Below are 21,630 nucleotides of genomic sequence, written 5' to 3'. Positions count from 1 at the left end.
GAGCTGTCGTGAAGGACGCCTTCGGCATCCCCCAGTCCCTCCTCGTCCTCGGCGGCACGTCCGAGATCGCGCTGGCAGCCGCGCGCCGCCTGGTGGCCCGCCGCACCCGCACGGTCTGGCTGGCCGGCCGCCCCTCCCCCGCCCTCGACCGGGCCGCCGAGGAGCTGGGCGGCCTCGGCGCCGAGGTGCGCACGGTCGCCTTCGACGCCCTGGACCCGGCCTCCCACGAGGAGGCGCTCGGCAAGGTCTTCGCCGAGGGCGACGTCGACCTGGTGCTGCTCGCCTTCGGCGTCCTGGGCGACCAGGCGCACGACGAGCGCGAGCCGCTGGACGCGGTGCGGGTCGCGCAGACCAACTACACCGGCGCCGTCTCGGCCGGCCTGCTCAGCGCCCGCGCGCTCCAGGCGCAGGGCCACGGCTCCCTGGTGGTGCTCTCCTCCGTCGCCGGCGAGCGGGCCCGGCGCGCCAACTTCATCTACGGCTCCAGCAAGGCCGGGCTCGACGCCTTCGCGCAGGGCCTCGGCGACGCGCTGCACGGCACCGGCGTGCACGTCATGGTCGTACGCCCCGGGTTCGTGCGGACGAAGATGACCGAGGGCATGGAAGAGGCGCCGCTCGCGACGACGCCGGAGGCGGTGGCCACGGCCATCGAGCTGGGGCTGCGGCGGCGCTCGGAGACGGTGTGGGTGCCGGGGGCGCTGCGGGTGGTGATGGCGGCGGTACGGCACCTGCCGCGCGGGCTCTTCCGGCGGCTGCCCGTCTAGGACCGCTCAGCGGATGGGCAGGGAGCCCCGGCCCAGGCGGTCGGTCTGCGGGGGCACCACGGCGCCACCGAAGGGGAACTCGCGCAGCTTGCGCCACACCCCGTCGGCGCCCTGCTCGTACAGCGCGAAGCCGGTGCAGGGCCACTGCGCCTCGTAGTCGGCCAGCTCGGCGAAGGCGCGGTCCATGGCCGCCTCCTCGATGCCGTGGGCGACGGTGACGTGCGGGTGGTACGGGAACTGGAGTTCGCGGCGGATCGGCCCGGAGGCGTCGCGGACCCGCTCCTGGAGCCAGTTGCAGGCCGTGCCGCCCTCGACCACGCGGAGGAAGACGACCGGGGAGAGCGGGCGGAAGGTGCCGGTGCCGGCCAGCCGCATCGGGAAGGGCCGGCCGGCCGCGGCGACCTTGGCGAGGTGCGCCTCGACGGCGGGCAGCCGGGCCGCGTCGGCCTCGGTGGGCGGCAGCAGGGTGACGTGCGTGGGGATGCCGTGCGCCGCGGCGTCGCCGAAGCCCGCGCGCAGCTGCTGAAGCCGGCTGCCGTGAGGCTCCGGGACCGCGATCGAGACACCGATCGTTACGGTCCCCACGTCGTCTCCTGTCGTTTTTGTCGGACACCGGATATCGACTGTACGGCCACGGCGGCGCCCCGGGCAGGCGCAGCCGTAGTGATGTGCGGCGCTACCGCGCCGCGGTCCTCAGTGCTTGGCGGGCAGGAAGCCCACCCGGTCGTACGCCGTGGCGAGGGTCTCGGCGGCGACCGCGCGGGCCTTCTCGGCGCCCTTGGCCAGCAGCGCGTCCAGCGTCTCGGGGTCGTCGAGGTACTGCTGGGTGCGGTCCCGGAAGGGGGTCACGAACTCGACCACGACCTCGGCGAGGTCGGTCTTGAGTGCGCCGTAGCCCTTGCCCTCGTACTTCAGCTCCAGCTCCGCGACGCTCGCGCCGGTGAGGACGGAGTAGATGGAGAGCAGGTTGCTGACGCCGGGCTTGGCCTCGCGGTCGAAGCGGATCACGGTGTCGGTGTCGGTGACCGCGCTCTTGACCTTCTTGGCGGTGGCCTTCGGCTCGTCCAGGAGGTTGATGAGCCCCTTGGGCGTGGAGGCCGACTTGCTCATCTTGATCGCCGGGTCCTGGAGGTCGTAGATCTTCGACGTCTCCTTGAGGATGTACGGCGCGGGCTGGGTGAAGGTCTCGCCGAAGCGGCCGTTGAAGCGCTCGGCGAGGTCGCGGGTCAGCTCGATGTGCTGGCGCTGGTCCTCGCCGACGGGCACCTCGTCGGCCTGGTAGAGCAGGATGTCGGCGACCTGGAGCACGGGGTAGGTGAACAGGCCGACGGAGGCCCGGTCGGCGCCCTGCCTGGCGGCCTTGTCCTTGAACTGCGTCATCCTCGACGCCTCGCCGAAGCCGGTGAGGCAGTTCATCACCCAGGCGAGCTGGGCGTGCTCGGGGACGTGGCTCTGCACGAACAGCGTGCACCGCTCGGGGTCGAGCCCGGCGGCCAGCAGCTGCGCGGCGGCGAGCCGGGTGTTGGCGCGCAGCTCCTTCGGGTCCTGCGGCATGGTGATCGCGTGCAGGTCGACGACCATGTAGAACGCGTCGTGCGTCTCCTGGAGGGCCACCCACTGGCGCACGGCGCCGAGGTAGTTGCCGAGGTGGAACGAGCCGGCGGTGGGCTGGATGCCGGAGAGCACGCGGGGTCGGTCAGAGGCCATGCTCATCATTCTCTCAGGCGCCGGGGGGCGGTCGGGCACGGGTCCGGGGCGGGCGGGGGCCGGTACGTTGCCGGGCACGGGGTCGGTGCCGGGAGGGGGCGGGGTGCGGCGGCTGGCGTGCGGGGTGGCGGTGACGGTGGTGCTGCTGACGGCGGGTGGCGTGTCGGGGGCCGGGGCGGCGCCGGCCGAGGAGCCGGACGTGGCGGTGGTGGTGTACCCCGGCACCGGGCGCACCGCGTCCTGGCACGCCGGTGAGCCGGACTTCGACCGGCTGCGGGACCTGCTCGATCCGTCGTACGCGGGCACGGAGCCGGTGCCGCCGGCCTGGACGGACCCGGACGGCGGCCCTCCCCCGGCGCGGCTCACCGTGCTGTGGGGCCAGACGGGGGTCGGCGGCTGGCCGCAGACCAGCCGCGCCCCGGGCGGGGACGTGGCGATGCTGCGGCAGGACCAGCTGGTGGTCGCCGGGGACGGCACGCCGTGGGTGCGCACCGATCCGGCGCCGGAGACGGCGGACGACGACATCCGCTGGCACCGGGCGTCCCGGACGGCCTACGACCGTGCCGAGGCGTCCGGCGTCCTGGGTGAGCGGCCGGAGCCGCCCGCCGGGGACGACGGCCTGCGGAACGCGTTCCGGTGGGCCGCCGCCGGACTGGTCGCCGGGGTCGGCGGGACGCTGCTGGCGCGCCGCGCGGCGGCCCGCCGGGATGCCGGGCCGCCGCGCGGGGAGCCGCGTCACGAGCTGATCGACCTGTGAGACGCGGCCCCGCGGGGGCTCAGCCGAGGTCGATCTCCGGGTACAGCGGGAAGCCGGCGACCAGGTCGGTGGCGCGCTGGGCGACCTCGTCGGCGACCTTGGCGTCCAGGACGTGCTGGGCCTTGGACGGGGCGCCCTTGGCGGTGGTGCCGGGCTCGGTGGTGGTCAGCACGCGGTCGATGAGGCCGGCCACCTCGTCCATCTCGGCGGTGCCGAGGCCCCGGGTGGTCAGGGCGGGGGTGCCGATGCGGATGCCGGAGGTGTACCAGGCGCCGTTCGGGTCGGCCGGGATGGCGTTGCGGTTGGTGACGATGCCGGAGTCGAGCAGCGCGGCCTCGGCCTGGCGGCCGGTGAGGCCGTAGGAGCCGGCGACGTCGATCAGGTTGAGGTGGTTGTCGGAGCCGCCGGTCACCAGGGTGGCGCCGCGCCGGGTGAGGCCCTCGGCGAGGGCGCGGGAGTTGTCCACGACGCGCTGGGCGTAGTCCTGGAAGGACGGCTGCCGGGCCTCGGCGAGGGCGACGGCCTTGGCGGCCATGACGTGCGGGAGCGGGCCGCCGAGGACCATCGGGCAGCCCCGGTCGACCTGCTCCTTGAGACTGTCGTCGCACAGCACCATGCCGCCGCGCGGGCCGCGCAGCGACTTGTGCGTGGTGGTGGTGACGATCTGGGCGTGCGGCACCGGGTCGAAGTCGCCGGTGAGCACCTTGCCGGCGACGAGCCCGGCGAAGTGCGCCATGTCGACCATGAGCGTGGCGCCCACCTCGTCGGCGATCTCCCGCATGATCCGGAAGTTCACCAGGCGCGGGTACGCGGAGTACCCGGCGACGATGATCAGCGGCTGGAACTCGCGGGCGGAGGCGCGCAGGGCGTCGTAGTCGATGAGGCCGGTGGCCGGGTCGGTGCCGTAGGAGCGCTGGTCGAACATCTTGCCGGAGATGTTGGGCCGGAAGCCGTGTGTGAGGTGGCCGCCGGCGTCGAGCGACATCCCGAGCATGCGCTGGTTGCCGAACGCCTGGCGCAGCTCGGCCCAGTCGGCGTCGGTGAGGTCGTTGACCTGGCGGGCACCGGCCTGCTCCAGGAACGGCACCTCCACGCGGGCGCCGAGCACCGCCCAGAAGGCGACGAGGTTGGCGTCGATGCCGGAGTGCGGCTGGACGTAGGCGTGCCGGGCGCCGAACAGTTCGCGGGCGTGCTCGGCGGCGAGGGCCTCGACGGTGTCGACGTTGCGGCAGCCGGCGTAGAAGCGGCGGCCGATGGTGCCCTCGGCGTACTTGTCGCTGAACCAGTTGCCCATCGCGAGCAGCGTGGCCGGGGAGGCGTAGTTCTCGGACGCGATCAGCTTGAGCATCTCGCGCTGGTCCGCGACCTCCTGCCCGATGGCGTCGGCGACCCGCGGCTCGACGGCGCGGATCACGTCGAGGGCGGCGCGGTAGGCGGTGGAAGCGGTGGAGAGGGGCTCGGCGGGCAAGGGGACCTCCGGACGTCGTGGTTCGGCGTTGACGGTGTGGCCCAGGCGCACGGCTCTCGTACTCGTACCGGCCCCTCGCGATCAGGGTCCCGGGGACCGCTCCCCGATGGTCGATCCCATCCCAGCGCGCCAGTCACGGCCCGCGGCCAGCCTACCGGGCGGGCGGTGCCGGGCGGGCCCGCCGTCCGGCATGCGGGCGAGGCCGACGTCCGATCGCCGCCAGCGGGGTGCGGACCCGGCGGCCAGGCCGGCGGTATGACGAAGCCCTCCGCAGCACCGGACCCGATGACGGTCCTCACCGGCATGTACGCCGCCGAGGCGAGGTACCTGGCGGCCGGCCGGTGCTCGCCGTGTACGCCCTGCGCGGCCTGGCCGTGTGGCCGCTCCCCCTGCTCACCCTGGCCGTCCCGGAGCACTACGTCGGCGACCAGCTCGACACCCCGCTGCCGCTGGAGCGCGGCTCCTGGTCCTACGAGCTGGTCGCGGCGTCCCCGGCGGTCGCCCTGGCGGTCGCCGTACTGCTGCGCCTCTCGCTCACCCTCGCCCCGGCCGCCGCGGCCGGCGGACTCGGCCCCGTCGCGGCCCTGCGCCGCTCGTGGCGGCTGACGTGGACGCGCCCCGGCGGCGCCCGCGTCCTCGCCCTCGCGCTCCCGCTGGCCGCGCTGACCGCCGCCGCGCTCCGGCTGACGGTGCAACTCGCCCTGCCGCTGCGTCCGCTCGTCCGGGGCCTCTTGGAGGACGCCACGGGCAACTTCTTCGCCGCGTACTACGCCGACATCCTCGCCCCCATCGCCGCCGGCGCCCTGGCCACGTCGGCCCTCACCCTGCCGGTCACGTGCACGGCGTTCGCGGTACTGCGGACCCGGCTGACGCCCCGCACCGTCACATGAGTCCTGACCCGTTCCTCGCCGGCGTCGAGGACGGCGCGTTCTCGTAGGCTCTCCGGGTGATCGACTATGACGACTCGGGCCGCCTCGCCGTCCGGGTGGGCGCCCCCACGGCTCCCACCCTGCTTCTGGCGGAGCCGCACCGGCCCTACCCGGAGGACCCGACCCTGGACTTCCTCATCAGGGCCGCCGGGCCGTGGGGAAGCGTCGAGACCTCGGTGGAGACCTGGGACGGTGACGCCCTGGACGTCTTCCTCACCGCCCTCGCCGAGGACTTCCGGGGCTGGGAGGGCGCACGCACCTGGGGCTCCCTCTCCTACGACCTGACCCTCTCCGCAGAGCACCGCTCCGGTGGCTGCGTCGAGTTGACCTGGGGCATCCACGACAGGCCCGGCTCCGACCAGTGGCACTTCGAGGTCGTCACGGCCCACGAGGCGGGCGAGGGCATGCGTACCCTCGCCGCCGAGGTCCGCGCCTTCCTCGCCGGTGCCTAGAGGATCACGTGCGGCAGGAAGCGGGCGTACTCGTCCGTGATCAGGCCGGACGACTCGCGGATGCCGAGGCCCGCCGCCTCGTCCTCCACGACCCAGGTGCCGAGGACGACGTGGTTGCCGTCGAACGCGGGGAGCGGGGCCAGCTCCTGGTAGCAGCAGGGCTCGTCGCGGGGGGTCGGGTCTGTGCCGGGTTCGTGGATCGTCACGCCCGCGCCCTCGCGGCCGAGGAGGGGCTTGGCGACCCAGCCGGTGGTGCGGGCCAGGTCGCGGGGGCCGTCCAAGTAGGCCGGGAGCAGGTTCGGGTGGCCGGGGTACAGCTCCCAGAGGACGGCGAGGAGGGCCTTGTTGCTGAGCAGCATCTTCCAGGCGGGCTCGATCCAGAGGGTGGAGCCGGTGCCGCCGCCGTTGTCGAGGGTGTCGAAGACGTGGCCGGCGAAGCGGTCCTCGGTGATCCACTCCCACGGGTAGAGCTTGAAGCAGCTGCGGATGAACTTCAGCTTGTTGTCCACGAAGCGCCCGGAGAGCGGGTCCCAGCCGATCTCCTCCACCGAGATCCAGTCGGTCTCCAGGCCCGCCTGCTCGGCCGTCTCCTTGAGGTAGGCGACCGTCATCAGGTCCTCGCCGAGCTTGTCGGCCACGGAGTGCGCGAAGTACAGCGGGCCGCCGGGCGGGAGCAGGTCGGCCTGGCGCTTCCAGGCGTCGATCAGGCGCTCGTGCAGGGAGTTCCACTGGTCGGCGCCGGGGAAGCGCTCCTCCATCCAGAACCACTGCGGGGACGCCGCCTCGACCAGCGAGGTCGGGGTGTCGGCGTTGTACTCAAGCATCTTGGCCGGGCCCGTGCCGTCGTAGCGCAGGTCGAAGCGGCCGTAGACGGAGGGCAGTTCGGCGCGCCGGTGCCACGCCTCGGTGACCGCCGCGGCGACCCGGGGGTCGGTGATGCCGAGGTCGGCGAGGCGGCCGGTGGCCACGATGTGCCCCGCCGCCGCGAGGCACATGCCGTGCAGCTCCTCGACGACCTCCTCCAGGGCCTCGACCTCTTCCAGGGAGAAGACGTAGTAGGCGCTCTCGTCCCAGTAGGGGCGCAGGGAGTCGTCGGGGTAGCGGGTGAGCGGGTAGATGAGGCCCTGGTCCTCGACGGTGCGCTGCCAGTCGGGGCGGGGCTCGATGGTGCGGCGTTCCACGGCGGTCAGCCGCCGCCGCTGCCGTCGTCATCGTCGTCGTCGCCCGAGCAGCCGAGGCCGCCGCGGTCGACGGCCTCGTTGCGGCTGAAGGTGCCGGAGTCGGCCCAGCCGGAGCGCTCGTCGCCGTCGTAGTACCAGTCGGCGCGGGCGGCGCGCGGGGCGCCGCCCGTCGTCAAAGCGCTCTTCCCGGCGCCTGAACCGCCCGGCGAGGGCTTGCAGTTGCTCTCGGACACCACCTTGTAGCCCTTGGCGACGTCGTAGCTGTCGCGGTCCACGCAGCGCCGGTCGGGGTCCGAGCCGCACGCGCTGAGCGCCGCCGCCAGCACCCCCATGCCGCCGAGCACCACGGTGCTCGACCGCAGCCTCCGCCGGGTCTCCGCCATGTCCTGTCCCCCCGTTGTCCGTTCGGCAGTACGAGCGACCGACTGGCCGAGTGTACCGAGCGCGGGCTTAAACAGTTAGCCGCAATTCTGTTAATAATCCCTGCTCTCACCAGGCTTGTTGAGCACGCACCCACGCCTCCAGAGTTCTCCTGCGGCCGACGCGGGCCGACACCCCACTGGTCGGCCCGCGCCCACCGCCGCGAACCCACCCCCCACCGGGCCGCGCCATGCGGCCACTCGGAAACGGAGACAAGGTGCTTCGTCCACGCACGATCCTGGCGTCCGGCGCCGCCACGGCGGCTCTCGTCCTCGCGGGCGCCGTCGCCCCCGCCCAGGGTGCCCCCACGAACCCGGGCGACTACCAGCCGCAGATGGTGCACGCCCTGGCCGACTCGCTCGGCATCAGCGACGCCGCCGCCGTCCGCCGGCTCGACTCGCAGGCCGCCCAGCAGAAGACCCTGGCGGGCCTGCGCGCGCCGGGCGTCGACGCCCGGTCCGCCTTCTTCGACACCGCGGGCCGGCTCACCGTCGCCGTCGGCGACGCGGCCACCGCAGACCGCGTCGAGGCCGCCGGGCTGCGGGCCCGGATATCCCGGCACAGCCCCGCCACCCTGGACCGCGTCAAGGCCGCGCTGGACCGGACGGCCGCGCGGTCCGTGCCGACCGGCATAGCCGGCTGGGGCGTCGAGCCCGCGACCGGCCAGGTCGTCGTGGACGTACGCGGCGGCGCGTCCGACGCGTCCGCCGCCGACCGGGCCTTCCTCGCCGAGGCCGCCTCCTACGGCTCCGCCGTCGCCGTGCGCGACGCGCGGGGCGAGTCGGTGACCACCGCCGCGACCGTCTACCCCGGCAGCCGCATGGACTACGGCAACCACTACTGCTCCGTCGGCTTCGGCGCCCACGACTCCGCCGGACGCCAGGTCCTGGTCACCGCCGGGCACTGCGTGGAGAACCTGCCCGACCTCTACTACTCCGGCGCGCACTTCGCCAAGGGCACCAAGACCCGCTTCCAGCACGGCCGCAACAGCATCGACATGGGCCTCGCCTCGGTCGACTCCGGCACGACCATCGCGACCAAGGTCGGCACCTGGAACAACGGCGCCGACGTGGCCGTGCGCGGCAGCCGGCGGGCCGCGGTCGGCTCGGACGTCTGCAAGTCGGGCGCGACCTCGCACTGGACCTGCGGCGCGATCAAGTCCTACAACTACTCGGTGACGTACAGCGACCCGGGCCAGCCGGACACCCTGGTCACCAACCTCGCCCTCAGCTCGACGTGCGTCCTGGGCGGCGACAGCGGCGGCCCGTGGATCTCCGGCGACCAGGGCCAGGGCGTGACCTCGGGCGCCGCCAACAGCAACCGGTGCAACGGGGTGTACGGGCAGGGCACGTCGTACTTCCAGCCGCTGGACGACGAGCTGAACTACTACGGCCTGTCGCTCAACACCGCCTGATCGACCGGGCCCAGGCCGACGACCGCCGCCGGGAGCGCAGATGGACCAGCACGAGCAGCCGCTGCCGGCGGCGGACGCCCCGCCGCACGACACCACCTCCAACGGCCCCGCCTCCTCCGACCCGACCTCCTCCGGCACCACCTTCGACGAGGCCCTCCGCCGGGCGCTGCGGGCCAGCGGCCTCACCCTGCAGCGCCTGCACCACCACCTCGCGGTGCGCGGCATCTCCATCAGCCCCGTGACGCTGAGCCACTGGCAGCGCGGCCGGAGCCGGCCCGAACGGCCGCAGTCGCTACGGGCGGTGGCCGAGGTGGAGGCCATCCTCGGCACCGGCCCCGGCGCCCTGCAGAGCCTCCTCGGCCACCGGCGCCCGCGGGGCAGGGCGCTGGTCCGGGACGGCGCGATGTCCACGGCCTTGTCCCACGTCCACCCACCCGGCTCGCCCCTCGCGGCGGCCCTCGGCGCGGACGCGTACCGCTTCAACGAGCACCTCGTCTCCCTCTCCGTGCACGAGACGGTGCGCCTGGACGAGTACGGGTGCATCGCGCGCTACACCGTCAGCAACGTCGTGCGCGCCACGCGGGACGGCGTGCGGTCGCTGACCGCGCATCACCAGCTGGACGACACCGACACGCCCTCCGTGCAGGTCACCGTCGCCTGCGGCCGCCTCGACGCGCTCCGCTTCCGCCAGGAACTCGGCGCGGTGGTCTTCGAGATCGGCTTCGGCCGGACGCTGGCCCGCGGCGAGACGGCGATCATCGAGTACGCCCTCGAGGTGGGCCCCCGCTGGAAGCCCTCCCAGCACCACGAGCGCACCCTGCCGCTCAGCGTCCGCCAGTACCTCCTGCACGTCTACTTCCACCCGCGGCACGTGCCCTCGGCCGCCTACGGCTACTTCCGTGAGCACAGCGAGGCCCCCCGCGCCCATCGTCAGCCGCTCACCCCGGACGCCTCGCACAGCGTCCACATCCTGCCCGCCAAGTGCGGCGCCGGCGTGCACGGCATCGCCTGGACGGCCCCGCGCCCCTAGGGAGACACCTCATGCCCCACGCCCGCTTCCCCGTCGAGGCGACCCCGCGCGCGGTGCGCGCCGCCCGGCACCGGATCGCCGCGACCGCCCGCGCCTGGGGCGTGCCCCTGGACGAGGACGCGCTGCACCTGGTGGCCGGGGAGCTGCTCAGCAACGCGCTGCGGCACGGCGGGGGGCCGCTGGCGGCCGGGGTCGCGACGACCTCGGACGACCTGCTGGTGGTGGAGGTCTGGGACGCGGACGGGAACCTGCCCCGCGACCCCGACACCCCAGGCGACGAGACCGGCCGCGGCCTCTCCCTCATCGCCGCGCACAGCGTCCGGCACGGCGCGGAACCCGCCGCCCCGGGCAAGCGCTGCTGGGCGGCCCTCCCACCGCCCGAGCCCCGCTGGCACCTCACCCCGGAGGGCGCCGAACTGCTCGGCAGGCTCGCGAGCCGCCTGGCCTGATCCCGCTACCGGACACTCTGGACGTGGGTGGTGTCGGCGTCGACCGGGGTGCCGTCGGCGGCGGGCATGAGGGTCGGGACCGGGGTGCCGTGCCGGTCGACACCGTTCTTCTTGTTCGCGTCGTTCGGCACGTTGTGGAGCGGCCTGTCCCTGCCGCTGGCGGACCCGCCGTGGGAGCTGAGCGAGACGCAGATCGGCCTGTTCGGCGTCGCCGGACTGGCCGGCGCCCTGGGCGCGGCGCGGGCGGGCCGCTGGGCGGACGCGGGGTGGACGACCCGGATCACCGGCATCGCCCTCGGCGCGGGCATCGTCGCCCTCGACTTCGCCGTCCAGGCCGTGCAGGTGAGCAACCAGCACCGGCTGACGGCCGCCTACCCCTCCCGGCGGGGAGCGGGACCACTGAGCAGCCCCCGGATCGCTCACGGACGCGCCCGCCCGCTCCCTGCCGCACGTGATGCTCTAGACGCCCCGGAACCCGTCACCCTTGACACCGGTGAGGAACGAGGCGAACGCGGCGGCGGGCACGCGCAGTTCCGGGCTGACCCGGACCTTGGAGTCCCGGACGGGCACGATGCCCTGCGGGGCGGCGAGGTTCGTGGCGACCTCGACGCATGCGCCGCCGTTGTTGCTGTAGGAGGACGTGAACCATTGCGGAGACTCGGTCGTCACGAGATGCCCTTTCGTACCTCTTCGATCATGGCCACCGACGCCGCTTGCGAGAGGGCCTCGGCCTGCAACTGATGGTAGGCCGTCAGCAGGTTGAGCACAGGCATCGAGTCCCGCTCCAGATGCCCCCGGATCTGTGACTCGGCGTACGCGATCACAGCCATGTCGGACATGGTGAGCAGGTACAACGGCAAGTCGGCCGAGCGCCGTTCACCCATCTCGAACGGGGCAATCTGAAGCACGGTGTTCGGTAACGCGGCGAACTTCAAGAGCTGGTCGAGCTGCGCGCCCATGAGGTCGGGACCGCCGACCCGCCTGCGCACACAGCTCTCGTCCATCACCACCAGCATCATCGGCGGCCGAGGCCGTACCAGCGCGTTCTGCCGCTCCGCGAGGAACGAGACTCGGTCGGCCGCCTGCTCCGGGGTGATCGCGCCTCGCCGTACCGCGCTGTCCGCCAGGCAGCGGGCGTACTCCGGCGTCTGGAGCAGTCCGGGCACGATGCCGATCTCGTACAGCCGGATCTCCACCGCCCGGCCCTCGTGGCCCACGTACTGCGGGAAGCCCTCCAGCAGCGAGCCGTGCTTGATCTCGCGGCACGCGCGTTCGAAAGTGTCAGCGCTGCCGTCCAGCCCGAACGCGACGTCAAGGCTGCGTGCGAAACGAAGGGTTGCCACCTTACGAGCAGTTTCGACCGCCGAGATATGCGTACTGGCATATCCCGTCCGCTCGGCCAGGTCCTCCTGCCGCCAGCCACGCGCTTCGCGCATTCTGCGGATTCGCACGCCGAACGCGGCCGCCGGGCCACCGTCGGGGTCCAGTTCCTTGCGATTCACCATCCCGGCACCAACTTTCCTGCCGTACCTCGCACGTTGAACGCTTGTCGACTCTAGGCCACGCTGAGCCTCCCGGTAGCGGAATGACTACGGAGAGGAGCGGCGGTGTCCGAAAAGACGTCTCGCCCGACCCCCCAGGAGCCGCCCAGCATCGGCACGCTCCTGGTGGACCCCGAACGCGGCGACCGGGTCGGCGAGTTCCGCGGTGTCTCCGGTCCGTACTGGTCGATACGGCCCGTCACCGGGGGCACCGAATGGGAGGCCGACCCGGCCACGCTCCGCCCGCCCGGCCAGGCGGAACGCCTGCGCGCGGAGACCGCCCGCGCGAACGCCCGCAGCCGCGGGGAGTTGCTGTGAGGGCTTCACACGGAGGCGCACCATGACACTGCTCTCGGCGTGCCCCACCGCCGCCCCGTTCGCCGGCATCACGTTGCTGGAGCTGGAGATCACGGGCTCGGACGGCTCGCCGGGGGACATGACGCGCGACGACTGGCTGGCGGTCGTCACGGACGCGTCCGCCCTCGGCATCCCGCGCGTGCGGCTCGTCGGTGGTGAGCCGACCGGCCATCCGGATTGGCGTGAAATCGCCGAGCTGGCGCTCGCGCTCGGCATGGGGGTCGAGATCCTCTCGGACCTCTGCGCCGTGCGCGAGCCGTGGTGGGAGCTGCTCACCCGGGACGGGATGAGCCTCGGGACGCGCTACCACAGCGACGACCCCGAGGAGCACGACAGGATCACCGGCCGTCCGGGCAGCCACGTCCGCACCCGCCGCGCCATCCGCGAGGCGGTCGGGCGGGGCGTGACCCTGCGGGCCGCGATCGTGGCCTCGCTGCCCGGCCAGCGGGTCGCCGAGGCCCGCGCCGAGCTGGAGTCCCTGGGTGTCGAGCACATCAGGACGCTGGACGAGAGGTGCGGCCGGTGCGCCCGGGGACGTGCCATGGTCCTCGTGAACGGCGACCTGGCGGGGTGCGCGCCGAAGCGCGACGTCCCGGTGGGCGACGTCCGGACCGCCCCCCTCGGGACACTCCTCGGCGGCAAGGCATGGGCCCTGCTCTCCGCCCAGCCGCCGCCCCGTACCGCGGGGGCGCAAGCCTGCGTCCCCGTCTACTGACAGGAGCGACGGTGTCACCGCAGTGGGCAGGGGCGGCCTCGCGGCAGCCGCTGGGCACTCCTGTCCCTCAACTTCCCAGCGCCCCGCACAGCGCGTCCAGCGCCCCCGCCCAGGCGTGGTCCGGCGGCGTGCCGTAGCCCACGACCACCGCGTCCTGCGGGGGGACGTCCGCCTCGGGGTGGCGGAAGGAGGAGAGGGCGCCCACGGCCAGGCCGTGCCAGGCGGCGGCGCGGTGGACCGACTGCTCGGTGCCGGGGGGCAGGCGGAGGACCGCGTGCAGGCCGGCCGCGATGCCGGTGACCCGGACGTCGGGGGCGCGTTCGGCCAGGGCGGTGACCAGGGCGTCCCGGCGGCGCCGGTAGCGCAGGCGGGCGGCGCGGACGTGGCGGTCGTAGCCGCCGGAGGTGAGGAACTCGGCGAGGGTGAGCTGGTCGAGGACGCCGGGGACGCGGCCGGGCAGGGCGGCGACGGTCTCCTCCACCAGGGACGGGGGCAGGACCAGCCAGCCGAGGCGCAGGCCGGGGGCGAGGGACTTGCTGGCGGTGCCGAGGTAGACGACGTGGTCGGGGGCGAGGCCCTGGAGGGCGCCGACGGACTGGCGGTCGTAGCGGAACTCGCCGTCGTAGTCGTCCTCCAGGATCAGGCCGCCGGTGTCCCGGGCCCAGGCGGTGAGCGCGGTGCGGTCCTCGGGGCGCAGGACGCCACCCATGGGGAACTGGTGGGACGGGGTGAGGAGCACCGCCCCGGCCCGCAGCCCATCGTGCGGGGGGCGGGTGCCGTGCTCGCCCCACGGGAGCGCCGGTGTGGCGCAGCCGCCGCGCCGGATCAGGTCGCGGTGGTGCGGGAGGCCGTAGGACTCGGTGGCGATCGCGCGCTCGCCCCGGCGGCGCAGGACGTCGGCGAGCAGGCCGAGGCCGCCGAGGAAGCCGGCGCAGACGACGATGCGGTCCGGGTCGGCGTGGACCCCGCGGGCGCGGGCGAGGTACCCGGCGAGGGCGGTGCGCAGGGTCGCGAGGCCGCGCGGGTCGCCGTAGCCGAGGGCGCGGTCGGGGGCGGCGGCGAGGGCGCGGCGGGCCGCCCTCAGCCACTGGTCGCGGGGGAAGGAGGCCAGTTCGGGGGTGCCGGGGATCAGGTCGTAGGCGGGGCGGGACGGCTCGCGGCGGCGGCTCGGTGACGGGGGCGGCGCGGGGGCGGCGGGGGGTTGTTCGGCGACGCGGGTGCCGGAGCCCTGGCGGGCGGTGAGCCAGCCCTCCGCGACCAGGTCGCCGTAGACCTCGGCGACCGTGTTGCGCGCGACGCCGAGGTCGACGGCGAGGGAGCGGGACGCGGGCAGCCGGGTGCCGGGGGCGAGGCGGCCGGTGCGGACGGCCGCGCGCAGGGCGTCGGTCAGGCCGCGGCGCAGGCCGGGTCCGGAGCGGTCGAGGTGCAGGTCGACGCCGTAAGTGGCCCAGGGTTTCGCCATGGGAATGGACCATACTCCTGGGCTGCCTGCTCCCTAGGGTTGATCACATGAGCGAGAACGACGACACCACCACGACCGCCACGACCACCGCGACCGCCACGACCACCACCAGCGACGCCTTCGCCACCGAGCACGCCCCCCGCGTGGAGTGGGCCAAGCACGCCCCCGAGGTCTGGAAGGCGATGCTCCGCCTGGAGAAGGCCGCCGGTCAGGGCCTCGACCCGAAGCTCAGGGAACTGGTGAAGATCCGCACGTCCCAGCTCAACCACTGCGCCTTCTGCCTCGACATGCACACCAAGGACGCCCTCGCGGCCGGCGAGAGCGTGGAGCGGATCATCCAGCTCAGCGCGTGGGAGGAGTCGCGGCACTTCTACACCGAGAAGGAGCTGGCCGCGATCGAGCTGACCGAGGCGGTCACCGTCCTCACCGACGGCTTCGTGCCGGACGCCGTGTACGAGACGGCCGCGAAGCACTTCGAGGAGGCCGAGCTGGTGCAGCTCATCGCCGCCATCACGGTGATCAACGCCTGGAACCGCTTCGGCGTGGCCTGCCGCCTCGCCCCGGGCCACTACACGCCGGGCCAGTACGCGTGAGCGGCGCCGACACGTTCCGGGCGCTGCACCACGGCCGGGCGCCGGGCGATCCCCTCGTCCTGCCCGGCCCGTGGGACGCGGCCAGTGCCCGGGTCTTCGAGGCGGCCGGCTACCCGGCGCTGGCCACGCCCAGCGCCGGGATCGCCGCCTCCCTCGGCCACGAGGACGGGGCGACCCCGGCCGACGAGATGTTCGCGGCGGTCGCGCGGATCGCGCGGGCCGTGGACGTACCCGTGTCGGCGGACGTCGAGGGAGGGTACGGGCTCGCGCCGAAGGAGCTGGTGGAGCGGCTCCTGGAGGCCGGCGCGGTGGGCTGCAACCTGGAGGACTCCCGGGACGGCGTGCTCCGCGACGCGCGCGCCCACGCCGACTGGCTGGCGGAGGTGCGGGAGGCGGCCGGGGACCGGCTGTTCCTCAACGCCCGCGTGGACACCTACGTCCGGGGCGCCCCCGACCCCACCGCCGCGGCCGTCGAGCGGGCCGCGCTCTACGTCGCCGCGGGCGCCGACTGCGTCTACCCGATCGGCGCCCCGCCCGACGCGATCCCGGCACTGCGGGCGGGCACCACCGGACCACTCAACGTCTTCGCCGGGGTCGGCGACGGCCCCTCCCCCGCCGAACTGGGCGAGCGAGGGGCCACCCGGATCACCTTCGGACCGGGGCTGCAACGGGCCGCCGCGCGGGCCCTCGCGGAGATCGCCGGCGATCTGCGCGGCTGAGGGCCGGGGCTAGGGCAGCCACGCCTTCCACACGGACTCGTGGCCGTCCACCCACTTCTTCGCCGCCTCCTGCGGGGACAGCTTCTGTTCGGCGATCATCAGGGAGACGTCGTTCTGGTACTCCGTCTTCCAGTGGAACTTCTTCAGGAACGCCGCCGCCTTGCCGCCCTCCTTCGCGAAGTCCGCGTTGAGGTACTTCTGGAGGGGGGTGCGCGGGTAGGCGCAGGCGATCTTCGCCGGGTCGGCGTCGCAACCGTCCTGATACGCCGGGAGTTTCACCTCGGTCATCGGGACCTTCTCGAAGAGCCACTGGGGGGTGTACCAGTAGGTCAGGAAGGGCTTCTTCTCCTTGGCGAACTGCTTGATCTGGGTGATCTGCGCGGCCTCGGAGCCGGCGAAGACGACCTGGTAGTCCAGCTTGAGGTTCTGCACCAGCGCCTTGTCGTTGGTGACGTAGGACGGGGAGCCGTCCAGGAGCTGGCCCTTGCCGCCGCTCTCCGCGGTGCGCAGTCGCGCGGCGTACTTGTCGAGGTTCCGCCAGTCGGTGACGTCCGGGTGCTCCTTGGCGAAGTAGGTCGGGACGAACCAGCCGATGTGCCCGGTGACGCCGAGGTCGCCGGCGCCGGTGATGGTCTTCTTGTCCTCGACGTAGCGCTGCTCCTGCTCGGGGTGGCCCCAGTCCTCCAGGAGCGCGTCGACCCGGCCCTGGCTGAGCGCGTCCCAGGCGGGCACCTCGTCGACCTGGACGGTGTCGACGCGGTAGTCCAGCTCGTGCTCCAGGAGGTACTGGGCGACGGCCACGTTGGCCTGCGCCCCGACCCACGACTGCACGGAGAGGGTCACGGTGCGGCTGCCCTGGGCATTGGCGTAGGGCGAGGCCTGCTTGGTCATGTCGGCGGCGCCGCAGCCGGTGAGCAGCAGCAGCGAGCCGACCGCGAGTGTGGTGCGTACGCGCATGTCAGGCTCCCTTCGTCGTACGGCGGCCGGTCGGCTGGGTCACCCGGTCGAGCATCAGGCCGAGGCAGACGATGGCCGCGCCGGCCACCAGTCCGCTGGCCAGGTCGCCCTGGGCCAGGCCGAACACGACCTGGTAGCCGAGCGCGCCGCCGCCGACCAGGCCACCGATGATCACGACGGCGAGGACGAGCACCACGCCCTGGTTGACGGCGAGCAGCAGCGCCGGGCGGGCGAGCGGGAGTTGGACCTGGCGGACCTGCTGGCCGCTGGTGGCGCCCAGCGAGCGCGCCGATTCCAGGGCGGCCGGGTCGACCTGGCGCAGCCCTTGCGCGGTGATGCGCACGACGGCCGGGAGGGCGTAGACGACGGCCGCCGCCACGGCGGGGGCGCGGCCGACGCCGAACAGGGCGACGACCGGGATCAGGTACACGAACTGCGGCATCGTCTGGAAGACGTCCAGCACGGGGCGGAGCACGCGCTCGAAGCGGTCGCTGCGGGCGGCGGCGATGCCGGTCGCGAAGCCGAGGACGAGGGTGACGGCGACGGCGGCGAGGACCTGGGAGAGCGTGTCCAGGGACGGCTTCCACACGCCGAGGACGCCGGTCGCGGCCATGGCGAGGACGGCGGTGAGCGCGGTGCGCCAGGTGCCGATCAGCCAGGCAAGGGCGGCGACGATCAGCAGCACCGACCACCAGGGGAGCCAGAACAGGGCGTCCCGGAAGGGGTTGAGCACCCAGGTGGTGAAGTGCGCGGCCCAGTCGGCGGTGCCGCCGATGACGGGGACGCCGGAGTAGAGGTGCGCGGTCATCCAGTCGACGGCGCGGTTGACCGGCTCGGCGATGTCCGCCTCCCAGGCGCCGGGCCAGTCCAGGGCGCCGGCGAGGCGGGCGGCGATGGCTATGGCGGCGGCTGCCGCGAGGGCGTAGAGCCACTTGGCGCGGGCGCCGTCGGCCGGTGCCGCCTCGCCGATGCGCTCGCCCGCCGCGCCGGTGACGCGGTCCAGGACGATCGCCAGCAGCACGATCGGGATGCCCGCGGCGAGGGCGGCGCCGACGTCGACGGAGGCGAGGGCCTGGTAGACGCGGTCGCCGAGGCCGCCGGCGCCGATGACTGAGGCGATGACGGCCATCGACAGCGCCATCATGATCGTCTGGTTGACGCCGAGGAGGAGTTCCTTGCGGGCCAGCGGGAGGCGGGCGGTGAGGAGGCGCTGGCGGGGGGTGGTGCCGAGGGAGGTGACCGCCTCCAGGACCTCCTTGTCGGCGCCGCGCAGGCCCAGGGCGGTGAGGCGGGCCATCGGCGGGGCGGCGTAGACGACGGTGGCCAGGACGGCGGCGGGGACGCCGATGCCGAAGACCAGGACCACGGGGAGGAGGTACGCGAAGGCGGGGAGTACCTGCATCGTGTCCAGGACGGGGCGGAGGAGGCGGTTCGTGCGCTCCGAGAGGCCGGCGGCGAGGCCCAGGAGGGCGCCCACGATGACCGAGGCGAGGACGGCCACGACCATCAGGGCGAGGGTCTGCATCGTCGGGACCCACATGCCGAGGGCGCCGCAGGCGAGGAAGGCGGCCGTGGTGCCCAGGGCCAGCTTCACGCCGGCCGTGCGCCAGGCCGTCAGGGCTGCCACTGCCGTGACGCCGGCCCAGCCGAGGGCCAGGAGGGTGAGGTAGACGGCCCTTACGGCTATGACGATCGCGTTGCTGATGTGGCCCAGGAAGTACAGGAACAGGGGGTGGGTGTCCCTGTTGTCGATGATCCAGTCGCTGGCGTTGCCGAGGGGGCTCGACAGGTCGACTGTGAGGGCGTCGGGCCAACTTCCACTCGACCACCGGGTGTGGGCCAGGGGGACCAGAATCGCGGCGGCCACGGCCAGGATGAGGAGCTTGCGGACGGCTCTGTTGGTGAGGATGGCCGGCGTGGACGTCTTTCGGGTCGGTGCGGTGATCGTTGCCATCACACCGGCTCCTCGTCGGGGCTGGCGGCGGGGGGTGTCCGCAGCCCGGCGTCGCGGGGTGCCTCCCCCAAGCTCTTCGAGCAGGGGGTACCCCCAGCGCCCACCCGTGCCGCCCCAGCGGCACGATTGCCCGCAGCTGGGTGGGATGCGCCTGCCACCACCGACAGGAGGTCCGTCGCGTCGACCATGCCCAGGAGGCGGCCGTCTGACATGACTCGGGCCGGTTCGCCGGCTCGGGCCACTGCCTCTATCGCCTCCGTGACCGTTGCCGTCGGGCGGAGGGACGGGCCCGTGCCCGCCTCGTCGGCTGAGGTGGCGGGGCGCATCGCGGTGCGGACCGTGAGGACCTGTTCGCGGGGGACGTCGCGGACGAACTCGCGGACGTAGTCGTCGGCCGGGGAGCCGACGATCTCCTCCGGGGTGCCGAGCTGCACGACGCGGCCGTCGCGCATCAGGGCGATGCGGTCGCCGAGCTTCAGGGCCTCCTGGAGGTCGTGGGTGATGAAGACCATCGTGCGGCCCTCCTCTCGGTGCAGCCGGACGACCTCCTCCTGCATGTCCCGCCGGATCAGCGGGTCGAGCGCGCTGAACGGCTCGTCGAAGAGCAGGACTTCGGGGTCGACGGCGAGCGCGCGGGCCAGGCCCACCCGCTGGCGCTGGCCGCCCGAGAGCTGGCCGGGGCGGCGCTGCTCCAGGCCCTCCAGGCCGACCTTGGCGACGATGGCGGCGGCCCGTTCGCGGCGCTCGGCGCGGCCCATGCCCTGGACCTCCAGGCCGTAGGCCACGTTGTCGAGGACGGTGCGGTGCGGGAGGAGGCCGAAGTGCTGGAAGACCATCGCGGCGCGGTGGCGGCGCAGTTCGCGCAGCCGGGCGCGGTCCATGGCGCGGACGTCCTCGCCGTCGATGGCGATGGTGCCGGCGGTCGGCTCGATCAGCCGGGTGAGGCAGCGCACCAGGGTGGACTTGCCGGAGCCGGAGAGGCCCATGACGACGAAGACCTCGCCCTTGCGCACGTCGAAGGAGACGTCGCGGACGGCGGCGGTGCAGCCGGTGCGGGCGCGCAGCTCGGCCGGGTCCAGGGCGGACAACTCCGTGTCGGCGGGGACGCGGTCGGCCTTCGGGCCGAAGACCTTCCACAGGCCGTCCACGGAGAACACCGGGGGGCGCTCGGACGTCGTCTCGTTGATGACCGTGTTCATCGGGCGTCACCACCGATCAGCTCGACGGCGCGCTCCCCGACCATGAGCACCCCGATCATCGGGTTGACGGCCGGCATGGTCGGGAAGACCGAGGCGTCGGCGATCCGGAGGTTGGACAGGCCCCGGACACGCAGTTCGGGGTCGACCACGGCCCCGGCGTCGTCGGCGGCGCCCATCCGGCAGGTGCCGGCCGGGTGGTAGACGGTGTGGGCGACCTTGCGGGCGTACTCGCTCAGCTCCTCGTCACCCGTGACGTCCGGGCCGGGACACACCTCGCGCTTGAGCCAGCCGGCCAGCGGCTGCGTCGCGGCGATCTCGCGGGCGATGCGGATGCCGTCGACGAGGGTGCGGCCGTCGTAGTCGTCCTCGTCGGTGAAGTAGCGGAAGTCCAGGGCGGGCTTCACGGACGGGTCGGCGCTGGTGAGGAAGAGGCGTCCGCGGGACTTGGGCTTGGGGATGTTCGGGGTCATCGAGACGCCGAACTCCGGGCGCTCGTAGCCCAGTCGCTCCGGGTTGTCCGTGAAGGGGATCTGGTAGAAGTGGAACATCAGGTCGGGGCCCGGGTGTTCGGGGTCGCGGCGCACGAAGAGGCCGGCGTCGGAGTCCATCGCCGAGTTCTCCGGGATGGGTCCCTCGGTCTCCCAGACGATCACCGACTCGGGGTGGTCGAGCAGGTTCTCGCCGACGCCGGGCAGGTCGTGCGCGACGGGTATGCCGAGCGCGTCGAGGTCGGCGCGGGGGCCGATGCCGGAGTGCAGCAGCAGGCGCGGGGAGTCGACGGCGCCGGCGCACAGCACGACCTCGGTGCGGGCGCGGACGTAGATCTCCTCGCCGTCCCTGGTGCGCACGTGGACGCCGTCGGCGCGGGTGCCGTCCAGCTCCAGGCGGTGCGCCCAGGTCTCCAGCATCAGGGTGAGGTTGGGGCGCTCGTCCATCACCGGGTGCAGGTACGCCACCGACGCCGAGGAGCGCTTGTTGTCCTCGGGGTGGTAGGCGAGGTCGAAGAAGCCGGCGCCCTCGGTGAACGGCTTGGCGTTGAAGCCCTCGACGCGCGGCACGCCGAGCGCCTCCTGGGCGGCGTCCACGAAGTCGCGGGCGATGGCGTTCCGGTCCTTCTCGTCGACCGGCACGATGTTGTTGAGCAGCCGGGCCCAGTACGCCTCCATCTGCACCGCGCCCCAGCCCGTGGCGCCGGCGGCCTCCCACTCGTCCCAGTCGGAGGGCAGCGGCTTGAAGGCGATGAGGGTGTTGTGCGAGGAGCAGCCGCCGAGGACGCGGGCGCGGCTGTGCCGGATGTGGCTGTTGCCGCGCGGCTGCTCGGTGGTGGGGTAGTCGTAGTCGAGGTCGCCGCCGAGCAGGCCCATCCAGCGGCGCAGGGTGAGCACGTCGTCGCGGCCGACATCGCTGGGGCCGCCCTCGATGACGGCGACGGTGGTGTCCGGGTTCTCGGTCAGCCGGGAGGCGATGACCGAGCCCGCGGTGCCGCCGCCGATGACGACGTAGTCGTATGTGTGGGTGGTTTCAGGCATAGGGGTACTCCTGGAGGGCGGGAAGAGCAGAAG

General features: G+C 73.6%; 23 protein-coding genes and 1 pseudogene. 12 read left to right on the top strand and 12 right to left on the bottom strand.

All coding sequences use genetic code 11. From position 1 onward, the window contains the following. Nucleotides 1-8: 8 nt before the first annotated feature. Nucleotides 9-764 (top strand): decaprenylphospho-beta-D-erythro-pentofuranosid-2-ulose 2-reductase, encoded by a 756-nt coding sequence (locus ACGFZL_RS07775; RefSeq protein WP_393690041.1) that lies wholly within the window; start codon nucleotides 9-11, stop codon nucleotides 762-764. Nucleotides 765-770: 6 nt separating this feature from the next. Here ACGFZL_RS07775 and ACGFZL_RS07770 read toward each other — a convergent pair whose 3' ends face one another. Next, on the bottom strand, nucleotides 771-1,349 hold the full coding sequence (locus ACGFZL_RS07770; protein ID WP_393690040.1) for a 2'-5' RNA ligase family protein: 579 nt from the start codon (nucleotides 1,347-1,349) through the stop codon (nucleotides 771-773). A 108-nt stretch (nucleotides 1,350-1,457) separates the two neighbouring features. Then, the gene (trpS, locus tag ACGFZL_RS07765) at nucleotides 1,458-2,477 is read right to left on the bottom strand and encodes a tryptophan--tRNA ligase (RefSeq protein WP_393690039.1); all 1,020 of its coding nucleotides are present in this window, start codon (nucleotides 2,475-2,477) and stop codon (nucleotides 1,458-1,460) included. A 97-nt stretch (nucleotides 2,478-2,574) separates the two neighbouring features. Here trpS and ACGFZL_RS07760 point away from each other — a divergent pair, with 97 nt between their 5' ends. Next, complete coding sequence (locus ACGFZL_RS07760) at nucleotides 2,575-3,228, top strand: hypothetical protein (RefSeq protein WP_393690038.1); 654 nt, start codon at nucleotides 2,575-2,577, stop codon at nucleotides 3,226-3,228. A gap of 19 nt (nucleotides 3,229-3,247) precedes the next feature. Here ACGFZL_RS07760 and ACGFZL_RS07755 read toward each other — a convergent pair whose 3' ends face one another. Then, the gene (locus ACGFZL_RS07755; protein ID WP_393690037.1) at nucleotides 3,248-4,696 is read right to left on the bottom strand and encodes a glycine hydroxymethyltransferase; all 1,449 of its coding nucleotides are present in this window, start codon (nucleotides 4,694-4,696) and stop codon (nucleotides 3,248-3,250) included. 341 nt (nucleotides 4,697-5,037) lie between these two features. Here ACGFZL_RS07755 and ACGFZL_RS07750 point away from each other — a divergent pair, with 341 nt between their 5' ends. Both ACGFZL_RS07750 and ACGFZL_RS07745 read left to right on the top strand, forming a co-directional pair. Then, complete coding sequence (locus ACGFZL_RS07750) at nucleotides 5,038-5,586, top strand: hypothetical protein (protein ID WP_393690036.1); 549 nt, start codon at nucleotides 5,038-5,040, stop codon at nucleotides 5,584-5,586. Nucleotides 5,587-5,642: 56 nt separating this feature from the next. Then, nucleotides 5,643-6,077, top strand: a complete 435-nt coding sequence (locus ACGFZL_RS07745) for a DUF6228 family protein (RefSeq protein ID WP_393690035.1) — start codon at nucleotides 5,643-5,645, stop codon at nucleotides 6,075-6,077. Here the strand turns inward: ACGFZL_RS07745 and ACGFZL_RS07740 are convergent. Beyond that, entirely contained in the window at nucleotides 6,074-7,258 is a 1,185-nt protein-coding gene (locus ACGFZL_RS07740) for a glutathionylspermidine synthase family protein (RefSeq protein WP_393690034.1), read from the bottom strand. The genes ACGFZL_RS07745 and ACGFZL_RS07740 overlap by 4 nt on opposite strands. Before the next feature lie 5 nt (nucleotides 7,259-7,263). Then, nucleotides 7,264-7,641 carry a hypothetical protein gene (locus ACGFZL_RS07735; RefSeq protein WP_393690033.1) on the bottom strand — a complete coding sequence of 126 codons (378 nt, stop codon included), beginning with the start codon at nucleotides 7,639-7,641 and terminating at the stop codon, nucleotides 7,264-7,266. Nucleotides 7,642-7,895: 254 nt separating this feature from the next. On the opposite strand from ACGFZL_RS07735, the gene ACGFZL_RS07730 reads away from it, so the two are divergent. From ACGFZL_RS07730 to ACGFZL_RS07715, 4 genes and pseudogenes are all read left to right on the top strand, one after another. Then, complete coding sequence (locus ACGFZL_RS07730; RefSeq protein WP_393690032.1) at nucleotides 7,896-9,092, top strand: S1 family peptidase; 1,197 nt, start codon at nucleotides 7,896-7,898, stop codon at nucleotides 9,090-9,092. Between the two features lie 40 nt (nucleotides 9,093-9,132). Then, a complete protein-coding gene (locus ACGFZL_RS07725) occupies nucleotides 9,133-10,122 on the top strand; it encodes a hypothetical protein (RefSeq protein WP_393690031.1) in 990 nt (329 codons plus the stop codon). Between the two features lie 11 nt (nucleotides 10,123-10,133). After that, on the top strand, nucleotides 10,134-10,571 hold the full coding sequence (locus tag ACGFZL_RS07720; RefSeq protein ID WP_393690030.1) for an ATP-binding protein: 438 nt from the start codon (nucleotides 10,134-10,136) through the stop codon (nucleotides 10,569-10,571). A 105-nt stretch (nucleotides 10,572-10,676) separates the two neighbouring features. After that, a pseudogene (locus tag ACGFZL_RS07715) lies at nucleotides 10,677-10,955 on the top strand (MFS transporter); the annotation flags it as partial. Between the two features lie 75 nt (nucleotides 10,956-11,030). On the opposite strand, the gene ACGFZL_RS07710 reads toward ACGFZL_RS07715, so the two are convergent. Both ACGFZL_RS07710 and ACGFZL_RS07705 read right to left on the bottom strand, forming a co-directional pair. Further along, a complete protein-coding gene (locus ACGFZL_RS07710; protein WP_393690029.1) occupies nucleotides 11,031-11,240 on the bottom strand; it encodes a DUF397 domain-containing protein in 210 nt (69 codons plus the stop codon). Beyond that, nucleotides 11,237-12,076, bottom strand: a complete 840-nt coding sequence (locus ACGFZL_RS07705) for a Scr1 family TA system antitoxin-like transcriptional regulator (RefSeq protein ID WP_393690028.1) — start codon at nucleotides 12,074-12,076, stop codon at nucleotides 11,237-11,239. The genes ACGFZL_RS07710 and ACGFZL_RS07705 overlap by 4 nt, the downstream gene beginning before the upstream one ends. Before the next feature lie 102 nt (nucleotides 12,077-12,178). Here ACGFZL_RS07705 and ACGFZL_RS07700 point away from each other — a divergent pair, with 102 nt between their 5' ends. After that, complete coding sequence (locus tag ACGFZL_RS07700; RefSeq protein WP_393690027.1) at nucleotides 12,179-12,430, top strand: hypothetical protein; 252 nt, start codon at nucleotides 12,179-12,181, stop codon at nucleotides 12,428-12,430. 22 nt (nucleotides 12,431-12,452) lie between these two features. Next, complete coding sequence (locus ACGFZL_RS07695; RefSeq protein WP_393690026.1) at nucleotides 12,453-13,184, top strand: radical SAM protein; 732 nt, start codon at nucleotides 12,453-12,455, stop codon at nucleotides 13,182-13,184. Between the two features lie 67 nt (nucleotides 13,185-13,251). Here the strand turns inward: ACGFZL_RS07695 and ACGFZL_RS07690 are convergent, their stop codons facing one another. Further along, complete coding sequence (locus ACGFZL_RS07690; RefSeq protein ID WP_393690025.1) at nucleotides 13,252-14,646, bottom strand: PLP-dependent aminotransferase family protein; 1,395 nt, start codon at nucleotides 14,644-14,646, stop codon at nucleotides 13,252-13,254. Nucleotides 14,647-14,693: 47 nt separating this feature from the next. On the opposite strand from ACGFZL_RS07690, the gene ACGFZL_RS07685 reads away from it, so the two are divergent. Both ACGFZL_RS07685 and ACGFZL_RS07680 read left to right on the top strand, forming a co-directional pair. Next, nucleotides 14,694-15,239, top strand: a complete 546-nt coding sequence (locus tag ACGFZL_RS07685; RefSeq protein ID WP_393690024.1) for a carboxymuconolactone decarboxylase family protein — start codon at nucleotides 14,694-14,696, stop codon at nucleotides 15,237-15,239. After that, complete coding sequence (locus ACGFZL_RS07680) at nucleotides 15,236-15,958, top strand: isocitrate lyase/phosphoenolpyruvate mutase family protein (RefSeq protein WP_393690023.1); 723 nt, start codon at nucleotides 15,236-15,238, stop codon at nucleotides 15,956-15,958. Before ACGFZL_RS07685 ends, ACGFZL_RS07680 begins: the two co-directional genes overlap by 4 nt. A 9-nt stretch (nucleotides 15,959-15,967) precedes the next feature. On the opposite strand, the gene ACGFZL_RS07675 is transcribed toward ACGFZL_RS07680, so the two are convergent. Genes ACGFZL_RS07675 through ACGFZL_RS07660 form a run of 4 tightly spaced genes read right to left on the bottom strand, consistent with a single transcriptional unit; the run spans nucleotide 15,968 to nucleotide 21,597 of the window. Next, nucleotides 15,968-16,915, bottom strand: coding sequence for an ABC transporter substrate-binding protein (locus ACGFZL_RS07675; protein WP_393690022.1), 948 nt, complete (start codon nucleotides 16,913-16,915; stop codon nucleotides 15,968-15,970). Nucleotide 16,916: 1 nt separating this feature from the next. Next, a complete protein-coding gene (locus tag ACGFZL_RS07670) occupies nucleotides 16,917-18,869 on the bottom strand; it encodes an ABC transporter permease (protein WP_393690021.1) in 1,953 nt (650 codons plus the stop codon). Then, nucleotides 18,869-20,068: a glycine betaine/L-proline ABC transporter ATP-binding protein gene (locus tag ACGFZL_RS07665; protein ID WP_393690020.1), complete on the bottom strand. Its 1,200-nt coding sequence runs from the start codon at nucleotides 20,066-20,068 to the stop codon at nucleotides 18,869-18,871. The genes ACGFZL_RS07670 and ACGFZL_RS07665 overlap by 1 nt, the downstream gene beginning before the upstream one ends. Next, nucleotides 20,065-21,597, bottom strand: coding sequence for a GMC family oxidoreductase (locus ACGFZL_RS07660; protein WP_393690019.1), 1,533 nt, complete (start codon nucleotides 21,595-21,597; stop codon nucleotides 20,065-20,067). Before ACGFZL_RS07660 ends, ACGFZL_RS07665 begins: the two co-directional genes overlap by 4 nt. Nucleotides 21,598-21,630: the final 33 nt, after the last annotated feature.

Origin of the sequence: Streptomyces sp. NPDC048182 (assembly GCF_043202555.1) — a bacterium.
Classification (GTDB): Bacteria; Actinomycetota; Actinomycetes; order Streptomycetales; family Streptomycetaceae; genus Streptomyces.
This window is presented reverse-complemented; position numbering and strand designations above follow the sequence as displayed.